Consider the following 1,296-nt stretch of genomic DNA (forward strand, 5'->3'; position numbering starts at 1 on the left):
CCGAATTGACGCTCTTGCCGGTCGACAGACGGTTCTGTGTGGTGGCGAGAAGATCAGCGGTGGACTGGAGGGAAAGCAGGTTCTGACGAACCGACGAGGAGAGAACGATACCGGACATAAGCTGTTACCCTTCTGGTACGCAACGCAACAAACTTCGATTAGGATTAATCGATGTCCGGGACGGTGAACGTTTGGGGCTAACAAAGCATGAAGCACGTCGCGCCACTCCTTCCGCGGATTCACCATAGGCGCGATCGAAGCCGCATCACGCGCTCGTGTATCGCCATGATTGAATGATGTTTTTTCGGGCAGCGACGATACGTTTGCGAGTTATCAACCATAACTCAGAGTGAGCAATTGGCTGCATCGAATGCATCGTCCTCTCATCGCACGACATCGTCCAATACCGGCACAAAAGAAAAGCGGCGGAGCCGAAGCCCCGCCGCCCTACTCTGCTTATCGATGTCGTCCGCGATTAGCGGAGCAGCTGCAGCACGCTCTGCTGCGACTGGTTGGCCAGCGACAGCGCGGAGACCGCGATCGACTGGCGGGTCGACAGCGCCTGGCTGTTGGCGGCTTCGACGTTGGTGTCGGCCAGCGTCAGGTTGGACGAACCGGTCTGCAGCACGTTGATCAGGCTCTTGTTGAAGTCCTGACGCACCTGCACCACCGAGAGGTTCGAGCCGAGGGTCGACGCTTCCGAGCGCAGCGTGCTCGAGGCATCATTCAGCTTGGACAGCACCTTGTTGGTCGCAGCGTTGTCGATGAAGTCGACGCCGCTGGTCAGCGAGGCCAGGCCCAGACCCTTGGAGTTGTACGTCACACCCGTGATGCTCAGGTTCGACTTGCCGGTCTCGTCGAACACCAGCTTGAGCTGGTCACCGTTCAACAGGTTGACACCGTTGAACGAGGAGTCCTGCGAGGTCGTGTCGATCTGGTTCAGGATGTTGTTGTACTGCGACACCAGGGCCGCACGGCTCGCCTGCGCCACCGAGTCCACGACCGGCGCGGACGCCGTCGAGAAGCTGATCGCGGAGGTCAGTGTGCCGCCGATCGCGCCACCCGCGGCCGCCGAACCGAGCGTCGAGGACGCGTAGTCGTTGGTGGCCGAGATGGTGAGCAGGCCGTTGGCGTCGATCGTGGCGGACAGGTTGTTGGCCTGCAGCGCCGTGTTGAGCTGATCGAGCGTCTTGACCGTGCCGTTGGTGCCGTCGCCGATGGTGACGTTGACCGCGGTGCCACCGTTGAAGGAGGTGAAGGTCAAGGTCTTGCCGTTGATGCCGCCGGTGCCGGAGC

General features: G+C 60.9%; 1 protein-coding gene. It reads right to left on the reverse strand.

Annotated features, from left to right (window positions below):
* Positions 1 to 475 precede the first annotated feature (475 nt).
* Positions 476 to 1,296 (reverse strand): DUF1522 domain-containing protein (locus HYH08_RS37265; protein WP_283844204.1); only part of this gene is annotated, 821 nt, incomplete at its 5' end.

Source organism: Bradyrhizobium sp. BR 10289, from assembly GCF_019455385.1.
In the GTDB taxonomy this organism is placed as follows: Bacteria; Pseudomonadota; Alphaproteobacteria; order Rhizobiales; family Xanthobacteraceae; genus Bradyrhizobium.